At 74.3% G+C, this 17486-nt stretch carries 15 protein-coding genes; 9 read left to right on the forward strand and 6 right to left on the reverse strand.

Annotation, left to right across the window (positions count from 1 at the left end; genetic code table 11):
- Window positions 1-402 precede the first annotated feature (402 nt).
- Entirely contained in the window at window positions 403-1668 is a 1266-nt protein-coding gene (locus tag AB0917_RS03030) for a transposase (protein WP_366817685.1), read from the forward strand.
- 24 nt (window positions 1669-1692) lie between these two features.
- On the opposite strand, the gene AB0917_RS03035 is transcribed toward AB0917_RS03030, so the two are convergent.
- Entirely contained in the window at window positions 1693-3195 is a 1503-nt protein-coding gene (locus AB0917_RS03035) for a PLP-dependent aminotransferase family protein (RefSeq protein ID WP_366817686.1), read from the reverse strand.
- Between the two features lie 46 nt (window positions 3196-3241).
- On the opposite strand from AB0917_RS03035, the gene AB0917_RS03040 reads away from it, so the two are divergent.
- From AB0917_RS03040 to AB0917_RS03055, 4 genes are all read left to right on the forward strand, one after another.
- Window positions 3242-3694 carry a carboxymuconolactone decarboxylase family protein gene (locus AB0917_RS03040; protein ID WP_366817687.1) on the forward strand — a complete coding sequence of 151 codons (453 nt, stop codon included), beginning with the start codon at window positions 3242-3244 and terminating at the stop codon, window positions 3692-3694.
- A 134-nt stretch (window positions 3695-3828) separates the two neighbouring features.
- A complete protein-coding gene (locus AB0917_RS03045) occupies window positions 3829-5043 on the forward strand; it encodes an MFS transporter (RefSeq protein ID WP_366817688.1) in 1215 nt (404 codons plus the stop codon).
- 424 nt (window positions 5044-5467) lie between these two features.
- On the forward strand, window positions 5468-7357 hold the full coding sequence (locus AB0917_RS03050) for a BTAD domain-containing putative transcriptional regulator (protein ID WP_366817689.1): 1890 nt from the start codon (window positions 5468-5470) through the stop codon (window positions 7355-7357).
- Between the two features lie 284 nt (window positions 7358-7641).
- A complete protein-coding gene (locus AB0917_RS03055) occupies window positions 7642-9123 on the forward strand; it encodes an MFS transporter (protein WP_366817690.1) in 1482 nt (493 codons plus the stop codon).
- Window positions 9124-9408: 285 nt separating this feature from the next.
- Here the strand turns inward: AB0917_RS03055 and AB0917_RS03060 are convergent, their stop codons facing one another.
- Together AB0917_RS03060 and AB0917_RS03065 are read right to left on the reverse strand one after the other, a co-directional pair.
- Complete coding sequence (locus tag AB0917_RS03060) at window positions 9409-9582, reverse strand: hypothetical protein (RefSeq protein WP_366817691.1); 174 nt, start codon at window positions 9580-9582, stop codon at window positions 9409-9411.
- A 132-nt stretch (window positions 9583-9714) separates the two neighbouring features.
- Complete coding sequence (locus tag AB0917_RS03065; protein ID WP_366817692.1) at window positions 9715-10986, reverse strand: hypothetical protein; 1272 nt, start codon at window positions 10984-10986, stop codon at window positions 9715-9717.
- 187 nt (window positions 10987-11173) lie between these two features.
- Here AB0917_RS03065 and AB0917_RS03070 point away from each other — a divergent pair, with 187 nt between their 5' ends.
- From AB0917_RS03070 to AB0917_RS03085, 4 genes are read left to right on the forward strand one after another with little or no spacing between them, the layout of a single operon-like run.
- Complete coding sequence (locus AB0917_RS03070; RefSeq protein ID WP_366817693.1) at window positions 11174-12010, forward strand: Nif3-like dinuclear metal center hexameric protein; 837 nt, start codon at window positions 11174-11176, stop codon at window positions 12008-12010.
- Entirely contained in the window at window positions 12007-12750 is a 744-nt protein-coding gene (locus AB0917_RS03075) for a C4-type zinc ribbon domain-containing protein (RefSeq protein WP_366817739.1), read from the forward strand. Before AB0917_RS03070 ends, AB0917_RS03075 begins: the two co-directional genes overlap by 4 nt.
- Entirely contained in the window at window positions 12750-14102 is a 1353-nt protein-coding gene (locus AB0917_RS03080; protein ID WP_366817694.1) for a bifunctional RNase H/acid phosphatase, read from the forward strand. The genes AB0917_RS03075 and AB0917_RS03080 overlap by 1 nt, the downstream gene beginning before the upstream one ends.
- Before the next feature lie 21 nt (window positions 14103-14123).
- A complete protein-coding gene (locus tag AB0917_RS03085) occupies window positions 14124-14918 on the forward strand; it encodes a sulfite exporter TauE/SafE family protein (protein WP_366817695.1) in 795 nt (264 codons plus the stop codon).
- Between the two features lie 72 nt (window positions 14919-14990).
- Here the strand turns inward: AB0917_RS03085 and AB0917_RS03090 are convergent, their stop codons facing one another.
- The 3 genes from AB0917_RS03090 to AB0917_RS03100 form a co-directional block, all read right to left on the reverse strand.
- Window positions 14991-15641, reverse strand: coding sequence for a bifunctional 4-hydroxy-2-oxoglutarate aldolase/2-dehydro-3-deoxy-phosphogluconate aldolase (locus tag AB0917_RS03090; protein WP_366817696.1), 651 nt, complete (start codon window positions 15639-15641; stop codon window positions 14991-14993).
- A gap of 62 nt (window positions 15642-15703) precedes the next feature.
- Window positions 15704-16504 (reverse strand): peroxide stress protein YaaA, encoded by an 801-nt coding sequence (gene yaaA / locus AB0917_RS03095; protein ID WP_366817697.1) that lies wholly within the window; start codon window positions 16502-16504, stop codon window positions 15704-15706.
- An 88-nt stretch (window positions 16505-16592) separates the two neighbouring features.
- Complete coding sequence (locus AB0917_RS03100) at window positions 16593-17486, reverse strand: hypothetical protein (protein ID WP_366817740.1); 894 nt, start codon at window positions 17484-17486, stop codon at window positions 16593-16595.

A 17486-nucleotide genomic window follows, 5' to 3' on the forward strand; every position in this document is an offset into this window, starting at 1 on the left:
GGCCAAGAACCGGTCAGGGAATGGTCAAGAGGGCGGCCAGCGGCCCCGGGTGGGCGAGAATGGGGCGGCGCCGATCCGCGCGGCCGAGGCGAGTCAGGCGCCCGGCGCGGGCGTCCGAATGGCGGACGATGTTCGCCGCCCTGGCGTGCGAAGGCACCGCCCACCCGCGGAGATACCCCCGTCACCAGCGCGTTTGCCAGCCATTGGCCCTGCCTTGTCCACCCCGTGTGAGCCTCCGTGGCGTGGGGGGTGGCTGGATCACTGCTCCGGTCACCGGCCCGCGCATCACACCGAACAGGTCTCATCCGAGACCGCAAACGGCCGGGGGGACCACGCATGACACACACGATCACGCAGCTCGATCACTCCGTTCGCGCCACCGGGGCAGGCCCACGACCAGCCGTGGCCGGCCACCGACCGTACGGCTGGGCCCACGAGGGGCTGCTTCCGGCCCTGGGAGCGGAACTGTTCGCCTCCATGCCCCGCCGCGACCAGCGCACCAAGGGCATGGCCTACCTACAGGGCCTGCTGGAGGCCGAGGGGCGCAAGTCCATACGTAACATCGCCGCGCTCTTCGGCGGTGACGCCATCGAACAGAGCCTGCACCACTTCATCGTCAGCTCCACCTGGGACTGGGCGCCGGTGCGCCGGGCCCTGGCCCAGTACGTGGAACGGGTCGCCCAGCCCCAGGCGTACGTCGTGCACCCCCTGATCATCCGCAGGGCGGGTGAGGCGTCCGTGGGGGTGGAGCGGCGCTTCGTCCCGGCGCTGGGCCAGGTGGTCAACGCCCAGCAGGCGGTGGGCGTGTGGGCGGCCGCACCGGACTGGAGCAGCCCGGAGAACTGGCGGCTGCAACTGTCCCCCCGGTGGCTGGCCGACCGGGGCCACCGCCGTCAGACCGACATACCCGACACCGAGGTGCCCGAAAGCCTCGGCCGGTGCTCGGTCCAGGCGTACCAGGAGCTGATCAGGAAGCTGCGGCTGCCGGTCAGGCCCGTCGTGATGGACGCCCGGGAGACGGACGTGGCCGCGGTGGCCGGGTGGCTGCGCGCCGCCGGCACCCCGATGGTGCTGCGCATCGGCGGCACCCAGCGGCTGACGGTGGAGGAGCCGGGGTACCAGCACCGGGGCGTCAGCATGACGGCCCAGCAGGTCATGTCGCTCGTATGGCACATGCGGCGGCCGGGGCGGCGGCCCGGTGAAGGGCCCACGTCGCCCCGCCCGGTCGTCACCGTCCGGGTCCGGCTCTCCCCCGCGCCCGCACGGTGCGAGGGACGGCCCGACGACACCCTGGTGCTGATGGGGGTCGCCGAGCGCGGCCACTGGCCCGCCGAGCTGTGGCTCACCGACCTGACGACGTCGGGCGTCGGTGAACTGCTCCAACTGGCCTCCTACGCCCGCCGGGTGGAGCGGGACACCACGGAGGTCGCCGACCGGGTCGGCATCCGGGACTTCTCGGGCCGGTCGTTCGCCGGGTGGCACCGTCACGCCACGCTCGCCTCGGCCGCCCACGTCGTCGCCATGCTGAGCGGCAGGGTGGAACCGAGGCTCCTGGGCGGCACCGGGCGACCGGCGGCCACGGGCGTCGTCACCCGCGGTCGCGTGGGACCGGGGCGACCGGCGGCGGCAGGCGTCGCCGCCCACGGCCTCGCAAGGGTGTCGAACTGACCGCCGAGACCGTCGGCCCGGGGCTCAGCCCGGCCGCCGGCCGAGGCCCCGACGGCCCGGGTGCGCCGTGGGCCCCCGGTCGTCGGGCGGCGGACCGGGCAGGGCCAGGCACAGCGCGTCCAGGGCCGCCGCGAAGGCGTGGTCCGGCGGTGTCCCGTACCCGATGACCAGGCCGTCGCGCGGCTCCACCGCACTGTCGGGGTGGCGGTAGGCGTGCAGCCCCTCCAGGGCCAGCCCCTGCCGCCGCGCCGCCCGCAGGGCCGCCTCCTCGGTGTTCCGGGGCAGTTCGAGGACGGCGTGCAGCCCCGCGGCGATGCCGCTGACCCTGATGTGCGGGGCGCGTTCGGCGATCATGTCCGTCAGCAGGTCGCGGCGGCGCCGGTAGTGCTGCCGCATCCGGCGCAGATGCCGGTCGTAGGCGCCGCGGGTGATGAAGTCGGCCAGGGTGAGCTGGTCGAGGACGCCGGACCACATCTCCCTGGGGCCCTTGACGGCGAGCACGTCGTCGACGAGCCACCCCGGAACCACCATCCAGCCCAGTCGCAGCGCCGGGGACAGGCTCTTGCTGGTCGAGCCGATGTGGACGACCCGGTCGGGGTCCAGCCCCTGGACCGCGCCGACCGGCTGCCGGTCGTAGCGCAACTCCCCGTCGTAGTCGTCCTCCACCAGCACCCCGCCGTGCGCACGGGCCCAGTCGATGACCGCCGTCCGGCGGTCGGGATGCAGCGGGCCCCCGGTGGGGAACTGGTGCGCCGGGGTGAGCAGCACGGCCCCGGCGCCGGTGCCCGGCAGTTCGTCGATCCGGGCGCCGTACGAGTCGACCGTCAGGGGCGCGGTGCGCAGCCCCGCCTCCTCGAGGACGCCACGGTGGAAGGCCAGTCCGTACGACTCCACCGCGACCGTGCCGTCCAGCACGCCGCTCAGCAGCTCCAACGCGTGGGCGAAGCCGGAACAGACGATGATCCGGTCGGGCTCGGTCCGTACGCCCCTGGCCCGCGCCAGGTACTCCGCCAGGGCCTCGCGTAGCTCCACCCTGCCGCGCGGATCCCCCACCCCGAAGGCGTCGTTGGGCGCGGCGGCGACGGCCGCGCGTACGGAGGTGACCCAGGCGGCGCGCGGGAAGGCGGACGCGTCGGGGGAGCTGGGCATCAGGTCGTGCGGGAGGCGCCGGCGCGTCGGGCGCTGCGGGCCGCGCGCCCGGCCGGGGTGGAGCGGCGCGGTCCGCCTGGCGACCCGGGTGCCGGAGCCCTGGCGGGCGGTGAGCCAGCCCTCCTCCACGAGCTCGGCGTAGGCGGCGGCGACGGTGTTGCGGGCGATGCCCAGGTCACCGGCGAGGCTGCGGTAGGGCGGCAGGCGTGTGCCGGGCGCGAGCCGGCCGGAGCGGACGGCCTCCCGCAGGGCGTGCATGAGCTGGGCCCTCAGGCTTCCCGCACCGGAGAGTTCGAGGTGGAAGTCGGCTCCGGCGGACTGCTCGCCCCCGGTCCCCGAGCCTCCGGAGCCCGGAGCATTGACCCACGTTTCTGCCATGGAAATGCACCATACCGGGGGTCGTTTCCACGCCTACGGTCCATGCATGACCACTTTTCAGGTTCCTCAGCGCATGAACTTCTCCGCCGTCGCCCCCAAGGTCTTCAAGGCCGTCCTCGCCCTCGACGCCGCCGCCCGCGAAGGGCTCGACCCCGTCCTGCTGGAGCTGGTGCAGATCCGTTCCTCGCAGCTCAACCGCTGTGCGTACTGCATCGATTACCACACCTCCGACGCCCGCAAGGCCGGCGAGTCGGAGGAGCGGATCTACCAGCTCTCCGCGTGGGAGGAGTCGAGCCTGTTCACCGAGGCGGAGCGGGCCGCCCTGGCGCTGACCGAGGCCGTCACCCTCCTGCCCGAGGGCGTGCCGGACGAGGTGTACGAGGAGGCCGAGCGGCACTTCGAGGAGAAGGAACTCGCCCAGCTCATCGCGCTCATCTTCACCGTCAACACCTGGAACCGGATGAACGTCACCACGCGCAAGACGCCCGGCACCGAGTAACGAGCAGGTCGTCCGCGGACGGTGGCTGCCTGCCTGTCGGCCACCGCCCGCCGCATGCCGCCCGCCGCATGCCGTCAACCGTTCTCCTGCTTCCTGATCCCCGTCCTGATTCCTGATGAAGGGCTGACCCAGCCATGACCACCGTCGAGACCGGGGTCTCCGCCGACACCGGTCGTTCACCTGTCAGGGGCTGGCTCGCCGTGCTGGCGGTGACCCTGGGCATCTTCTCCCTGATGACCTCCGAGCTGCTCCCCGTGGGGCTGCTCACCCCCGTCGGTACCGCCCTGAACGTCTCCGAGGGCACGGCGGGTCTGATGGTGACGGTGCCCGGCCTGGTCGCCGCCGTCTCCGCGCCCCTGGTCACCGTGGCCACCGGTCGTGTCGACCGCCGGATCGTCCTGGTGGTCCTGATCGGCCTGATGGGGGCGGCCAACCTGGCCTCCGCGTTCGCCACCGGCTTCACGGTGGTCCTCGTCGCCCGGTTCCTGATCGGCATCAGCGTCGGCGGCTTCTGGTCCATCGCCGGCGGCATCGCCCTGCGCCTGGTGCCGGCCAGGCACGTCGCCCGCGCCACCGCCGTCATCTTCGGCGGCGTGGAGACCGCGTCCGTCCTGGGCGTGCCCATCGGGACGCTCCTCGGCGACCTCAGCGGCTGGCGTACGGCGTTCGGCGCCGTGGGCGTCCTCGGACTGGTCTCCCTGGGCTGCATGCTCTTCCTCATGCCGAGGATCCCGGCCGAGCGGACCATCTCGTTCGCGGCCCTGCCGCAGGTCTTCAGGACCAACGCCGGTGTCCGCACCGGTATCGCCCTCACCTTCCTGGTCATCACCGGCCACTTCCTGGCCTACACGTTCGTCCGGCCGGTCCTCCAGGGCGACGGGATCGGGTCCGGCTCGATCGGCGTGCTGCTGCTGACCTTCGGAGCCGCCGGCATCTGCGGCAACTTCATCGCCGGGGCCCTCATCACCAAGAGCCTCAGGCGGACCGTCATGGGCATCTCGGTGGTCCTCACCGCCGCCATGTCCCTCCTCGCGCTCGTCGACACCCACGCCCTCTCCGCCGGCGCCGTCCTGGTGCTGTGGGGGCTGGGCTACGGCGCGGTGCCGGTCACCTTCCAGAGCTGGATCATGGACGCCGCACCGGAGGCCACCGAGGCGGCCACCTCGCTGTACGTCTCCGCGTTCAACCTGTCCATCGCGCTGGGCGCGCTCTTCGGCGGCTTCGCCGTCAACGGCATCGGCACCACGAGCGTGCTGTGGATCGGTGGCGCCCTGGCCTTCCTGGCGCTGTTCGTGGCGGGCGGCGCCCGCCGCCCCGCGAACGAGCCCGCCGCCGAGCCCGCTCGGTAGCGGGCGGACCGCGCCGCACGGCGCCCACCGAGCAGAGCCCGTCCTCCGCACGCCCGGGGGACGGGCTTTCCCGTTCCCCGGGAGGGCCGAGGCCGAGGTTGGCGTGACCACGACGAGGAACGTCGCTCTGCGCCACCCGTCTTTCCCTTTTGGACACGCTGCGCACTCAAGATCGGGAAGTCGTTTCCGCGTACGGGGATTTTGTCCGTCCTCGGGGAGGGGAGTGGAAGGGTGGGTTGCCGCCCCTTCCGAAGGACAGAGTGGCCCAGGGGCAGGGCGGCCCGGGGACAGGGTGGCCTGAGGACGGAACGACCTGACGTGGACGTGTGTCCGCGCGGACTGCTCGTCGTGCTACCAGAGCCCGACCACAGGTAAGGACGTCGGAATGCCGCACTTTGCCCTTCTCGGACCGATGGAAATACGCGTGAACGGTGAGCCGCGGACACCCAGCGCGCCGATGGCCCGCCGGGTCCTGGCGTTGCTGCTGTCCCATGCGGACCGCGTCGTTCCCATGGAGCTGCTGATCGACGAGCTGTGGGGCGAACAACCGCCCAAGACGGCACGCAAGACCGTGCAGACCTACGTCTACCAGTTGCGCAAGACCCTGTGCGGTGACGAACCCCCCGTCCAGGGCCAGGAGTTACTGGAGACCCACCCGCACGGCTACCGGCTCCCGCTCCAGGGCTGCCGGCTGGACGTGCAGGAGTTCCAGACCCTGCTGCGCGAGGGGCGGGAGGCGCTCGCGCAGGGCCGGGCGGGCGAAAGCGCCGTACTCCTGCGCCGCAGCCTGGAGTTGTGGCGCGGCGCACCGCTGGAGGGCGTGGAGACCGGGCCCCTCCTGGCCGCCCAGACCGCGAGGCTGGAGCGCCTCAGGATCCAGGCGCTGGAGCAGCGCATCGCCGCCGACCTGGCTCTGGGCGGGGACCAGTCCCTTCTGGAGGAGATCAGGGACCTGACCCACCACTACCCCCTGCACGAGGAGTTCTGCGCCCAGCTCATGACGGCGGCCAGGCGCTGCGGGCAGCGGGGCGAGGCCCTGTCCGCGTACGCCCGGCTGCGCCGGGCCATGGCCGAACAGCTGGGGCTCGAACCCTCCGCCCGTCTGCGCGAGCTCCAGAACGGGGTGCTGACCGGACATGACGAGCCCACCCGCGCGCCGTCCCGGGCCGGAGCCGTCAGCGCCCCGTTCCAACTGCCCCCGGCCATCGGGGACTTCGTCGGTCGCCGGGACGAGCTGGACCGGATCGAACGCGCCCTGCGCGAGACCGGTGCCTTGCCGGGGGTCCGGATCGTGACGGTGACCGGGGCGCCGGGCATGGGCAAGACCCAGATCGCGCTCCAGGTGGCCCACCGGCTGCGGGCGGACTTCCCCGACGGGCAGCTCAAGGCGAGCCTGCACATGGAGGACGGTACGGCGCAGCCCCCGGCCGAGACGCTCAAGGAGCTGCTGGCCGCCGTCGGCCACGACCGGCTCTCCCTGCCGGGGCGGACCGACGACCTGGCCCGGATGTTCCGGAGCTGGGCGGCCGGACGGCGCTTCCTCCTGCTGCTGGACGACGCGGCCGGCCGGGAGGAGGTGCTGCCGCTGCTGCCGGCGGGCGTGGACAACGCGGTCGTCGTCACCTCCCGCTGGCGGATGATCGGCCTGCCGGGGGCGGTGACCTCCCTGGAGGTGGGGCTGATGCCGGCGGCCGACGGGCGCAGGCTGCTGGCCAACATGATCGGTACGGACAGGACGGCGCGGGAGCCCGACGCCGCGGCGGCCATCGTGGCCAGGTGCGAGGGGATGCCGACCGCCATCCGTGCGATCGGCAGCCGGATCACCGCCTGGCCCGGCCGCAGCCTCGCGGACTTCGCCGCCCGGCTGACGGACGAGCGGGGCCGCCTGGAAGAGCTGAGCGGCCCGCACCTGGACGTCCGCCGCTACCTCGTCGGGGCCGCGGACCGGCTGCCGCAGGCTGCCAGGGAGGTGCTGGCGGAGATCAGCAGCGCGGGGGACGCGGACGTCACCGTGCCCTACCTCGCCCACGTCCTGCGCCGGTCGGTGCCCTCGATCGAACACTCGGTGGAGCTGCTGACGGCGTTCCGCGTGCTCACGCCCGTGATGCGCGACGGCCGCCACGTCCTGCGCGTCCCGCCCCTGATGCGCCTGGCCTTCGCCCGCGAAGACCACTCCCGCACCGGTGGGTCCTCGGCCGGGAGCGTGATGATCGGCGACCACGACTGCTCGTACGCCGTGCAGATCTGCTCCTGCCCCCTCGAGTGGGACTCGCTCCGGCCGGAGAACAGGCCGCGGCGGACGGCTCCCGCGTAGAGCACCGGCCGGCCGCTTTCCCGCAGCGGAGGTGCTCTGCTCCGGCCCCGTTCCGGTGGCTGTGGCGGTGGCTGTGGCGGTGGCCGGGCTGCGGCCGGCCGGGGGCCAGGGTCGGGTCCGGGGCAGGGGTCGGGTCCAGGGGCGGGTCCGGGTCCGGCCAGGATCGGGGCCAGGGGACCAGGAGCCAGGGCCAGGGCCAGGGAGCAGGACTTCGGACGTAGGACGGCCCGGACCCGAGATCTCCGACCGATACCCGATGTACGGGGCATCCAGTACCTGCGACCATGACCGTCATGGCAGACGTCCCGATACCCGCGCCCACCCGTACCTCCCGCTCCCGTATACCCACCGGCGCGTGGGCCGTCGTGCTCGCCGCCTGCACGGGACAGTTCCTCGTCGTCCTCGACGTGTCCGTGGTCAACGTGGCGCTGCCCTCCATGCGGGCCGACCTGGGGCTGAGCGCCGGCGCGCTCCAGTGGGTCGTCAACGCCTACTCGATCGCGTTCGCCGGCTTCATGCTGCTGGGCGGCCGGGCCGCCGACATCTACGGGCGCAAGCGGATGTTCCTCGTCGGGCTCGGCGTCTTCACCGCCGCCTCCCTGGCGGGCGGCCTCGCCCAGGAGGGCTGGCAGCTCCTCGCCGCCCGTGCCGCACAAGGCCTCGGGGCCGCCGTCCTGGCCCCCGCCACCCTCACCATCCTCACGGCCGCCGTGCCCGAGGGCCCCGCCCGGACCAAGGCGATAGCGACCTGGATGGCGGTCGGCGCGGGCGGCGGCGCGGCCGGCGGGCTCATCGGCGGGGTCCTCACCGACGCCCTCTCCTGGCGCTGGGTCCTCCTCATCAACGTCCCCATCGGCGCCCTCGTCCTGGTCGCCGCCGCCCTGTGGATCACCGAGGGGCGGGCGGGCGACCGCCGCCGCATCGACCTGCTGGGCGCCGTCCTGGTCACCGCGGGCCTCGCCACCGTGGCCTACGGCATCGTCCAGACCGAGGCCGAGGGCTGGGCGGCCGCCGCCACCCTCGTACCGCTGCTCTCCGGGGCGGTGCTGCTGGCCGCGTTCGTCCTGGTCGAGGCGCGGACGGCGGTTCCGCTGATCCCGCTGCGGGTGTTCGGCGTACGGGCGGTCTCCTCGGCCAACGTGGCGATGTTCCTCATGGGGTCGGCGACCTTCTCCATGTGGTACTTCATGACCGTCTACGCCCAGAACGTGCTGGGCTACACGCCGTTGCAGGCCGGGCTCGCCCTGATGCCGACCTCGGCCGCCGTCATCCTCGGCTCCAAGATCGCGCCCCGCCTCATGGTGCGTACGGGGGCCAAGAGCCTCGCCGCCGCCGGGGTGCTGATCACCGCCGCGGGCTTCGGCTGGCAGTCCACCATGGGCGTCGACGGCTCCTACCTCACCGCGATCTGCCTGCCCGGCGTCCTGATGATGGCCGGTGCCGGTCTCGCCTCCACCCCGCTGGCCACCCTCGCCACCTCCGGCGCGGCCCCCGGGGACGCCGGACTCGTCTCCGGGCTGGTCAACACCTCCCGCACCATGGGCGGCGCGCTCGGCCTCGCGGTGCTCTCCACGGTCGCCGCCGCCCGTACGGCCGGCTCCGTGGACCCGGCCGAGGTCACCGCCGGGTACGCCTCGGCGTTCCGTACGGCGTGCGGGGTGCTGCTGGTCGGGGTCGTGGTGATGCTGGCGTGGCTGCCGAACCACCGGACGCCGCGCGTACGGGAGGAGCGGCCGACGAAGGTGAAGGCGCAGGAACGGGTCTGAGCACCTGGACCCCCAAGGCCGTGCGCCCGGAGAGGGCCAGGCCGGCGATGACCGCATCACGGTCGCGGTCGATTCCCGCGGCGAGCGTGTGCGGGCTGGGGAGGTCGTCCTGTCGGACGGCGTCGCCGGTCCGGTAGTCGCTCGTCCTGGCGTTCGGGTCGAGCGCAGCCGCTCGGTCCGCCGACCGTGCCTTCGGGGCAGGCCGGGTGTTCGCACGGCGGTAACGGACGGGCCCGGTACGGCTGTTCGCCGTACCGGGCCCCTTGCGCAGCGCTGCTCGACGGCTCAGGCCGCCCTGGACTCCTCCGGGGCGGGCCTGCGGTGGCGGCCGTGCGGCTGCACCGACGTGTTCTCCATCGACGCACCCCCTCGGTGCTTTCCGGAGCCGCCGGTCCCGGCCCCTTCCGCGTCGCCCCCCGGCGTACGCGGCGTGGTCGTGTCGGTTCGGGCTTCAGACATGTGGGAAGTCACCCCGTTGTGATCGCTTACCTGTGTCGCACGTACGTGTTCGCAGGCCCCGCCCCCGCCATCCGACGCGGTCACCGTCGGCGCCCGCCCGGTACGGCGGCGTAGCCCAGGCCCCGAGTTTAGTCAGGTCGACGTCGCCCGGTGCAGAGGCGCCTGCCCCAACGGAACCGGCTTACACACGGCAGGCGGGGCGGTGGCGACGGACGGTTCCGTTCCGCTCGTACCGCCGTCCGTCCCGTCGCCTCCGGCGGCCCCCGAGGGCGCTTCCTCGTCCGTGGGGGCGTCGAGGAGGGCCACGCCGCAGGGCGTCGCCGCGTTCGCGTACGGCAGGTGCAGGACGCCGTCCCGGCTCCAGTACCCGGCCCCCGCCGACCAGCCCTCCGGCGCCGCGAGGTGGTGCAGCCGCCGCCCCTGGGGGCGCCAGACGCCCACCCAGCTCCCGGCCGGTCCGTCGACGCGCAGCGCGACGGCGCAGCTCTCCGGCATCAGCATCTGCCCCGGCTGCACGGCGAACGGCGTCACCGCCACGTCCGCCGGCCGTAGGCACTCCGGGAAGCGCACCGGCAGGCAGCTGCCGAGCACGCCCCAGCCGAGGCGGTCGTGGCCCGGCGCGTCGGAGCGGAGCAGCAGCAGCCCGCTGTCCGCGTCGGCCAGCAGCAGCCGGTCATCGCTCTCCGGCGTGATCTGGAGCAGCGGTGTCACCTCGCCGTTCCGCTCCAGGTCCACGGCGACCGCCTTGAGGGGCCCACCGCCCGGAAGCCGCCGGTCCAGGGCCAGCATCCGGCCCGCCCGGTCGAGCCAGACCCCGCCCGAGCAGTGGCCGGGGACCTCCGCGACCAGCTCCGGGCCGAAGGCGCCCCCGGCCACCAGCCACAGCAGCGAGGAGTGGTCGCCCGCGGAGAGGGCGTACACGCTGCCGCCGTCCGGCGAGGGCGGCAGCAGCGTCATCCCGTCGCACTCGACCGCGCCGAGGGCCAGTTCGCCGGTGGCGGGCCCCGTGGGGTAGAGCAGCGAGAACATCTGGCGGTCCGCCACCCGGCGCCGGATCAGCACCCGCCCGTCGGCGAGCGGCACCACCTGCGCGTCCGGCTCCTCGGGCTGGTTGAGCGGCAGCGGTACGGCGTAGGGCTCGGGCCCGTCCAGGGTCCAGCGCTCCGGGTACCAGGCCCGCTGCGCGCCCGGGGGGCCGGGCGCCGCCGTCAGCCGGGCCCCGTACGCACCGTCCGCGGTGAGCGTGAAGGTCCCGGGGCCGCGGGGAGCGCGCGGGACGCCGCACGGGCCGGGCGAGGGCGTCCCCGCACCGGCGGGTTCCTCGGGCTCGCCGGACTTTTCAGGGCCGGGATCCGCCGTCGTGGCGGCCCCGGCGGTTCCGCCCTCGATGGCACAGGCAGTCATGGACTCGTCACCTCCGGCTACGAAAGCTAGTTTTCGCACTTCCTGCCGAACAACACGTGCCACCTCACTTCACACATAAGGGTGGTGATGCCCGGATTCTCCTGAGGTGGAGGGGGCGAGTGTGCTGACGGGGCGGCCGTGGGCGGCCAGGGGCGGCGGACCACGCCGTACAGGTAGCCTTTCCCCCGTGCCCCGTCTGTCTGAAGTCATCGCCGCCCTCGACGCCCTCTGGCCCCCCGAGCGAGCCGAGGGATGGGACGCGGTCGGCACCGTCTGCGGCGACCCGGACGCCGAGGTCGACCGGGTGCTCCTCGCCGTCGACCCCGTCCAGGAGATCGTCGACGAGGCCCTGGGGCTCGGCGCCCAGCTGATCGTCACCCACCACCCGCTCTATCTGCGCGGGACGACGACGGTCGCCGCCGACACCTTCAAGGGCAAGGTCGTCCACACCCTCATCAAGCACGACATCGCGCTCCACGTCGCGCACACCAACGCCGACACCGCCGACCCCGGCGTCTCCGACGCCCTCGCCGGCGCCCTGGACCTGCGCGTCACCGGCCCCCTCGTACCGGACCCCACCGACCCGGCGGGCCGGCGCGGACTCGGCCGGATCTGCGAGCTGGACCACCCCGAGACCCTGGCCGCCTTCGCCGCCCGCGCCGCTGCCCGGCTTCCCGCCACCGCGCAGGGCATCCGGCTGGCCGGCGACCCGGAGGCCCTCGTCCGTACCGTCGCCGTCAGCGGCGGCTCCGGCGACAGCCTCTTCGACGCGGTACGCGCCGCCGGGGTCGACGCCTTCCTCACCGCCGACCTGCGCCACCACCCGGCGTCCGAGGCCGTGCGGCACTCGCCGCTCGGCCTGGTCGACGCCGCCCACTGGGCCACCGAGTGGCCCTGGTGCGAGCAGGCCGCCGCCCAGCTCGACGCGCTTTCCGACCGCCACGGATGGGACCTGCGGGTCCATGTCTCGAAGCGGGTCACCGACCCCTGGACCACCCACCATTCCTCTGGAGCCCCCAACTGAACGCCGCGCCCGCCGACCAGATCCGACTCCTCGACGTCCAGGCCCTCGACGTACGGCTCGCCCAGCTCTCCCACAAGCGCACCTCGCTGCCGGAGCACGCCGAGATCGAGCAGCTCAGCAGCGACCTCGCCCAGCTGCGTGACCTGCTGGTCGCCTCCACCACCGAGGAGAGCGACACCACCCGCGAGCAGACCAAGGCCGAGCAGGACGTCGACCAGGTGCGCCAGCGCTCCGTCCGCGACCAGCAGCGCCTGGACTCCGGCGCGGTCTCCTCGCCCAAGGACCTGGAGAGCCTCCAGCGCGAGATCACCTCGCTCGCCAAGCGCCAGGGAGACCTGGAGGACGTCGTCCTGGAGATCATGGAGCGCCGCGAGGCCGCCCAGGAGCGCGTCGCCGAGCTGACCCAGCGGGTCGCCGCCGTCCAGGCCAAGGTCGACGACGCCACCGCCCGCCGCGATGCCGCCGTCGCCGAGCTGGACGCCGAGGCCGCCACCGTGGCCAAGGACCGCCAGGTCGTCGCCGAGGTCATCCCCGCCGACCTGATGAAGCTGTACGACAAGCTCCGCGCCCAGCAGGGCGGCGTCGGCGCCGCCCGGCTCTACCAGCGCCGCTGCGAGGGCTGCCGGCTGGAGCTGAACATCACCGAGGTCAACGACGTGAAGGCCGCGTCCCCCGACACGGTGCTGCGCTGCGAGAACTGCCACCGCATCCTGGTCCGCACCGCGGAGTCGGGCCTGTAATGAGCGCCGCCCGCCACCTGGTGGTCGAGGCCGACGGCGGCTCCCGGGGCAACCCGGGGCCCGCCGGTTACGGCGCGGTCGTCCTCGACGCGGCCACCGGCGAGACCCTCGCCGAGGCCGCCGAGTACATCGGCGTCGCGACCAACAACGTCGCCGAGTACCGGGGCCTGATCGCCGGTCTGGCGGCCGCCAGGGCGCTGTTCCCGGACGAGGTTCTGGACGTCCACGTCCGGATGGACTCCAAGCTGGTGGTCGAGCAGATGTCGGGGCGCTGGAAGATCAAGCACCCCGACATGAAGCCGCTGGCGGCCCGCGCCGCCGCGCTCCTGCCGCCGTCCTCCGTCACGTACGAGTGGATCCCGCGCGCGCGGAACAAGCACGCGGACCGGCTCGCCAACGAGGCGATGGACGCGGGCCGCGACGGCCGGCAGTGGGAGGCGTCCGCCTCCACGGCCGAACTGGACGCCCCCGCGCGCACCCCGCTGCCCGACCGGGGCCCGCCCGGCGACGCGGCGGCGGGAGCGGCGAAGGCCAGGGCCGCGTTGGCGGCGGCCCGGGGCGGGGCGGAGGAGGGGACGCTGTTCGCGGTCGACGCCGACGCTTCGCCGGGGTCCGGCTCCGACGTTTCGGCGGGGCCCGGCTCCGACGTTTCGGCGGAGCCCGGCCCCACGGACACCACCGCGTCCGCCCCCGCCCCGCAGGTCGGCTGGGCCGCCGCCCCCGACCTCGGGGCACCCGCCACCTTCGTCCTGCTCCGGCACGGCGAGACGCTGCTCACCCCCGAGAAACGGTTCTCCGGCAGCGGCGGCACCGACCCCGCGCTCTCCGCCATCGGCCGCGACCAGGCCGCCCGCGCCGCCGCCCACTTCGCCGCCCTCGGCACGATCCAGGAGATCGTCAGCTCGCCGCTGCGCCGCTGCCGGCAGACCGCGGCGGCCGTCGCCGACCGCCTCGGCCTGGACGTCCGCGTCGAGGACGGCCTGCGCGAGACGGACTTCGGCGCGTGGGAGGGGCTGACCTTCGGGGAGGTACGCGAGCGGTACGGGGACGACCTCACCGCCTGGCTCGCCTCCCCGGAGGCCGTGCCGACGGGCGGCGGCGAGAGCTTCGCCGCGGTCGCCGACCGGGTCGCGGCGGCCCGGGACCGGCTGACCGCCCGCTACGCGGGCCGCACGGTCCTGCTCGTCACCCACGTGACCCCGATCAAGACCCTGGTCCGGCTGGCGTTGGAGGCCCCGGCGCAGTCGATGTTCCGGATGGAGCTGTCGGCGGCCTCGATCTCCACCGTCGCGTACTACGGGGACGGCAACGCCTCCGTACGCCTGCTCAACGACACCTCGCACCTGCGCTAGCGGCGACGGAAGCGGCCGAGCGTGGACGGGTGGACGGGGCTGCTCGGGTTCGCCGCCGGGCTGCTGATCTCGGTGGTGACCGCCCCGGTCGGGGTGTCCGGCGCGGTGTTCCTGCTGCCGGTCCAGGTCAGCGTGCTGGGGGTGCCCAGCCCGGCGGTCACCCCGACCAACCTGCTCTACAACGTGGTGGCCGGCCCCGGGGCCCTGCTGCGGCACCACAGGAGCGGCGGGCTCCGGGGGCCGCTGACCCGGCTGCTGGTCCTGGGCACCGTCCCCGGGGTCGTCGTCGGCGCGGTGATCCGGGTCTTCGCGGTGCCGGGCCCCTCGGTATTCCGGCTCCTGATCGCGGTGCTGCTGCTCCCGCTGGGCGGCTGGCTCTGCCTGCGTACGCTGCACCGCGCCTCGCGCACCGCCCCCGCGCGGGAGCCCTCGGAGGTGTCTCCCCGCGCCATCACCCGGCTGGCCATGGCCGTCGGTGTGGCCGGGGGGATCTACGGGATCGGCGGCGGCTCGATTCTCGGCCCGATCCTCGTCGGGCGCGGGATGCCGGTCGCGAAGGTGGCCCCGGCCGCGCTCGCCGCCACCTTCGTGACCTCGGTCGTGGGCGCGGGGACGTACGCGCTGCTCTCCCTGACCACGACCGGCGACATCGCCCCGTACTGGTCGCTCGGCCTGGCCTGCGGCCTCGGCGGCCTGTGCGGGGGATACCTGGGCGCCCGCCTCCAGCCCCGTCTGCCGGAAACGGCCCTGCGGCTGCTGCTGGGGGTGCTGGCGCTGGGCGTCGGCGGGCTGTACGCGGTACAGATCCTGCGCTGAGGGGAGGCCGCGGGGCTCAGCCGCCGAGCACCGCCGCCCCCACCGCCGGACGCGCGGAGAGGCCTGCGGGCTTCAGCCGCCGAGCCCGGCCGCCTCCGCGGCCAGACGCGCCACCCGGTCCCAGTCCTTCGCCGCGACCGCGTCGCCCGGGACCATCCAACTGCCGCCCACGCACGCCACGTTCGGCAGGGCGAGGTAGGCGGGCGCGGAGGCGAGGGTGATGCCGCCGGTCGGGCAGAAGCGGGCCTGGGGGAGCGGGGCGGAGAGCGCCTTGAGATAGGCGGTGCCGCCCGCCGCCTCGGCCGGGAAGAACTTCATGTCGCTCACCCCGCGCTCCAGCAGGGCCACCACCTCGGAGGTGGTGGAGACGCCGGGCAGGAACGGCACCCCGGACCCCTGCATCGCCTCCAGCAGCGCGTCCGTCCACCCCGGGCTGACCAGGAACCTGGCCCCCGCGTCGATGGTGTCCCGCACGTGCTGCGGCGAGATGACCGTGCCCGCGCCGACCACCGCGCCCGGCACCTCGGCGGCGATGGCCCCGATGGACTCCAGCGCGGCGGGCGTCCGCAGGGTCACCTCGATGGCCGGGAGCCCGCCCGCCACCAGCGCCCGCGCCAGCGGCACCGCGTCGGCCACGTCGTGCAGGACGACGACGGGGACGATGGGCGCGAGATCCAGTACGGAGGTGTCGGAGGGGGCCGGGGGCGGTGAGGAAGAGGTCATGGAGCCATCCTGTCGCGAGTGAAGCGTCATCTGCAACGACCGTTGCGCAGGATGCAACAGGCTCAGTGGATCTCCGTCACCACCACATCGAGCGACCACGGCCGCCCGGCCCGCGCGGGGGCCTCGGCCTCCACCACGTACCCGAGATCCCGCAGCGCATCCACCAGCCGCTCCGGGTCCTTCGGCCGCGCCCCCGCCAGCAGCAGGTCGCGCACCATCCGGCCCTTGGTCGCCTTGTTGAAGTGGCTCACCACGGACCGCTTCTCCACCCCGTCCACCATCTGCGACTGGAGCACCCGCACGCTCGCCGTGCGCGCGGCCACCTCGCCCTTGGGCTTCCACGCCGCCGCGTACGCGGAGGAGCGCAGGTCCAGGACGAGCCCGTCCCCGGCGACCTCGGGCATGACCGCCTCCATGGGCGTACGCCAGTACGCGCCGAGCGCACCGAGGCCGGGCAGCTTCACGCCCATCGAGCAGCGGTACGGCGGAATCCGGTCGCCGATCCGGACCGCGCCCCACAGCCCGGAGAAGACCAGCAGCGACGCCGCCGCCCGCCGCCGGGCGTCCGCGTCCAGGGAGGCCAGGTCGAGGGCGTCGTACAGCACGCCCGTGTACAGCTCCCCGGCCGGACGGGTCCCGGCGGTCCGCAGCTCGGCGTTCTTCCCGACCTCGCCCCGCAGCCCCACGCTGAGGCCGAGCACCTCGCGGGCCTTCTCCTCGTCCGCCCCGCAGAGCTCGACCAGCTCCTCCAGCACCGCCGCCCGAGCCTCGGCGAGCCCCGGCAGCGACAGCGACTCCGGCTTCAGGGGAGCCCCGCGCCCCGAGGCGGCCTTTCCTTCGGAGGGCGGCAACAGCACGAGCACGGTGGTTCTCCTTCGTACGCACGACCAGGCGGGGCCCGGCCGGCGTGCGGGCTCTCCGGGTCCTCGGCAAGGGTACGGCGCCGGGCCCTCACTCCCGCGTCGAGAAGGGCGCTGTGGCCTCCGGCGCGGGCACGGACGACGGGACCCGCCCGGCCCGCCCCCGCGTGAGCGCGGCGACCGCCGCCCGTGGGTCGTCCGCGTGGAAGCGGAGCGTACGGGCGCTCCCGCGCCGCCCGAGCGGCCGTACGAACTCCACCGGCTCGACCAGCTCCACCGCCACCGTCGTCTGGCTCCCCACCACCAGATCGAGGACCCCGTCCCCGTCGACCCGCACGAGCCCCCCGTCCGGATAGCGCCGCTCGACCCGGGCGGAGGCGATACGGGAGGCCGGGACCCGCAGGTCGAACAGGGCGCCGTACCGCACCCGCAGCGAACCGTCGCCCTCCACCACGTGCGGCCGGGTCACACAGGCCGCGTGCAGGGCGAGGACGAGGACCACGCCGTACACGTCCACCACGAGCAGGATCGCGTGGACCAGCGGCCAGGGGATCACCAGGGCCAGCACCACGGTCTCGACGACGCAGACGAAGAGGAACGCGTACATCGTCCCGGTCTGCGGACCGGTGTACGGGACGGTCAGCGCCCCCCGCGGAATCCGGTGCCGACGGCGCAGGACCCACAGCCCGAGACTGTGCAGCGCCCGGAACTCGTGCACCACCAGCCGCCGCACGGCCACCGGCACCAGCACGCCCACCGCCGACCGCCAGGCCTCCCACCACCCGGCCCCCGCCCGCCGCCGGGCCGCGTACAGCCGCCACAGCACGGCGGCCTCCACCACCAGCACGCCCACCACCAGCACCTCGGCCACGAGTTGGACCACGCCCGGTATCCGCACCCCGGCCACCACGCAGACGATCAGCACCACCTCCGTCGGCAGCACCGCCCACACCGCGCCGCGCGCCACCCGCAGGCCCACCGTCAT

The sequence above is a fragment of the Streptomyces sp. NPDC007346 genome (genome assembly GCF_040703535.1).
In the GTDB taxonomy this organism is placed as follows: domain Bacteria; phylum Actinomycetota; class Actinomycetes; order Streptomycetales; family Streptomycetaceae; genus Streptomyces.

Excerpts from the sequence above, each read along its gene's own strand:
- AB0917_RS03035 (WP_366817686.1), bottom strand. The coding sequence starts at position 3,195 with ATGGCAGAAACGTGGGTCAATGCTCCGGGCTCCGGAGGCTCGGGGACC.
- AB0917_RS03040 (WP_366817687.1), top strand. The coding sequence starts at position 3,242 with ATGACCACTTTTCAGGTTCCTCAGCGCATGAACTTCTCCGCCGTCGCC.
- AB0917_RS03045 (WP_366817688.1), top strand. The coding sequence starts at position 3,829 with ATGACCACCGTCGAGACCGGGGTCTCCGCCGACACCGGTCGTTCACCT.
- AB0917_RS03065 (WP_366817692.1), bottom strand. The coding sequence starts at position 10,986 with ATGACTGCCTGTGCCATCGAGGGCGGAACCGCCGGGGCCGCCACGACG.
- AB0917_RS03090 (WP_366817696.1), bottom strand. The coding sequence starts at position 15,641 with ATGACCTCTTCCTCACCGCCCCCGGCCCCCTCCGACACCTCCGTACTG.
- AB0917_RS03055 (WP_366817690.1), top strand. The coding sequence starts at position 7,642 with ATGACCGTCATGGCAGACGTCCCGATACCCGCGCCCACCCGTACCTCC.
- AB0917_RS03080 (WP_366817694.1), top strand. The coding sequence starts at position 12,750 with ATGAGCGCCGCCCGCCACCTGGTGGTCGAGGCCGACGGCGGCTCCCGG.
- AB0917_RS03100 (WP_366817740.1), bottom strand. The coding sequence starts at position 17,486 with ATGACGGTGGGCCTGCGGGTGGCGCGCGGCGCGGTGTGGGCGGTGCTG.
- AB0917_RS03060 (WP_366817691.1), bottom strand. The coding sequence starts at position 9,582 with ATGTCTGAAGCCCGAACCGACACGACCACGCCGCGTACGCCGGGGGGC.